General features: G+C 41.2%; 1 protein-coding gene and 1 pseudogene. Both read left to right on the top strand.

All coding sequences use genetic code 11. The annotated features are described in order from the left end of the window. A pseudogene (locus R7O12_RS23750) lies at positions 1–179 on the top strand (XRE family transcriptional regulator); the annotation flags it as partial. Positions 180–622: 443 nt separating this feature from the next. After that, positions 623–2,207 (top strand): ornithine decarboxylase (gene speC / locus R7O12_RS23755; RefSeq protein WP_411913090.1); only part of this gene is annotated, 1,585 nt, incomplete at its 3' end.

The following is a 2,207-nucleotide window of genomic DNA, read 5'->3' on the forward strand; positions in this document are numbered from 1 at the left end:
GCTTGTCCTGTAAGCGTTGCGATAGCCGTAGACTGCACGTTATGGCAGGAATGAGTGGGCTGTACTTTGTCGAGTGCATGGATTGTAAGCATACCATGTACTCGTCTGGTATCGCGGTAAAACGCTATCAACAGTGGTCCAACAATGGCGTAAAGCTGGATAGTCATTTATTTAATTGAATTGTGTTTCCTTTGCACCTAAAGTAAAAAGCCATCAATACATGTGTTGATGGCTTTTTTATTATGTGTTTAAATTTAGTTAAAATTAAAATATTTATTATCCCTAATAATATAGTCCTACTAATTATATAGTGATAGAAATCTCAAAAATTTATTTTCTTGATATTTTATTTCTAACAACAATGGCTGTGGTCACACAATTTTTAATTATTTTTCCTTTTAAGCCTGGTTTCAATATCATTGGGCTATCAATTGGAAAGTGATGAAGATCGCGAAATTTTAATTCGAGAAAATAAGACTTTTAAATATGAAAATTTAATCACGAAATTTGTTTTTTGAATTTTAAATATCGTTTTCGTTTGTAATATCTGTACCTGTCAATTTTAAAGAACAAAAAAGAGATATTCCAAATGAAACGTTTAATTATAGGTGTTAGTAATTACATGCCAGAAGACTTCAGTTTATTAGCTGAATCTTTAGATGAACAATTTAATCGTCATTTACAACCTTTAGAGCAAGTTGAATTAACCGACGTTGGTGCGGCTATTATTACTTCAGCAGACATTAAAGCAGGTCTGCATAAAATGATTTCTGAAACGGGTTACGGTATTCCAGTTTTCTTAGTAACGGATGAAAACCCAGTTTCGGCAGAAGATTACGTTTGGCTAACTGGCGTTATCGATTTAGAAAGACAATCTATTGAGTACTACTGTCGTCAAATCAACGAAGCAGTAACCAAGTACGAATGTCGTCTGCTTCCTCCTTTCTTCAAGCAATTAACGCACTATGTTGAGATGGGTAACTCAGCGTTTGACTGTCCGGGACACCAAGGTGGTCAGTTCTTCAAAAAACACCCAGCTGGTAAACAATTCTACGATTTCTTTGGCGAAAACCTGTTCCGTAGTGACTTGTGTAACGCGGACGTGGATTTAGGTGACTTGCTGATCCACGAAGGTTCTGCACACCAAGCGCAAGCGCACGCTGCAAAAGTATTTAACGCGGACAAAACTTACTTCGTACTCAACGGTACTTCTGCTTCAAACAAAGTGGTGTGTAACGCGCTAGTAACTGAAGGTGATTTGGTACTGTTCGACCGTAACAACCACAAATCGAACCACCACGGTGCGTTAATCCAAGCGGGTGGTATGCCAGTTTACTTAGAAACGGCGCGTAACCCTTGGGGCTTCATCGGTGGTATGGATGAGCACTGTTTCGATGAAGAATACATTCGTGCTCAAATCGCGAAAGTGGATCCAGAACGTGCACGCGATGAACGTCCTTTCCGTCTTGCTATTATCCAGCTTGGTACTTACGACGGTACTATCTACAACGCTCGTTACGTGATGGATAAGATCGGTCATCTTTGTGACTACATCCTGTTTGACTCTGCGTGGGTTGGTTATGAGCAGTTCATCCCTATGATGAAAGACTGTTCACCACTGCTGCTGGATTTGAAACCAGAAGACGCAGGTGTGATCGTGACTCAGTCTGTTCACAAACAACAAGCTGGCTTCTCTCAAACATCGCAAATCCACAAGAAAGACCGCCATATCAAAGGTCAAGCTCGTTACTGTCACCACAAACGCTTTAACAACGCGTTGATGATGCCCGCATCGACTTCACCATTCTATGCACTGTTCTCTGCGCTTGATGTGAACGCGAAGATCCACGATGGCGAAGCAGGTCTGCGTTTATGGCGTGATGCGGTTAAGACTGGTATCGAAGCGCGTAAAGAAATCCTTAAGAGTTGTGAATTGATTCGTCCGTTCATTCCAGATGAAGTCGAAGGCCAACCTTGGGGCAGCTACGACACTGACGTGATCGCAACGAACAAGAAATTCTTCATGTTTGAGCCAAACGCAAGCTGGCACAAATTTGAAGGTTACGGTGAAGGTCAATACTTCGTTGACCCATGTAAATTGCTACTAACCACAGCAGGTATTGCTGAAGATGGCAGCTACGCAGACTTTGGTATTCCTGCAACGCTTTTAGCGAACTTCCTTCGTGAAAATGGCATCATCCCTGAAA

It is taken from the genome of Vibrio sp. Vb1574 (assembly GCF_033338675.1).